The organism is Bacillus sp. SIMBA_008, from assembly GCF_046535495.1.
Lineage (GTDB): Bacteria > Bacillota > Bacilli > Bacillales > Bacillaceae > Bacillus > Bacillus subtilis.
Genome location: NZ_JAWRWL010000821.1, coordinates 1 through 256, shown reverse-complemented (window position 1 = coordinate 256; position 256 = coordinate 1). Strand labels below are relative to the sequence as shown.

Below are 256 nucleotides of genomic sequence, written 5' to 3'. Positions count from 1 at the left end.
CGCCCGATCACCGCAACCGTTAAACCGCTCAACATACTGACCGTTCACCTTCTTTATTTAAAAAAGTCTGTAATATTTTCTGAATCTCCCTTTCAGCATATGAGGAGAGGATTCAGCCTGTGAACAAATCGAAGAGAGAAAAGAAAAAGAGCACCCATTTATGATGGATGCTCTTTTTCCCCGGGCGGCTGAAGTGCTTCAGGCACATCGAGAATGATCATATCTGATCCTATTTTTTGAATGTGATTCCAGGGGA

At 43.0% G+C, this 256-nt stretch carries 1 pseudogene; it reads right to left on the bottom strand.

The annotated features are described in order from the left end of the window. Nucleotides 1-158: 158 nt before the first annotated feature. Nucleotides 159-256: pseudogene (locus tag SB658_RS25615) on the bottom strand (YlmC/YmxH family sporulation protein); the annotation flags it as partial.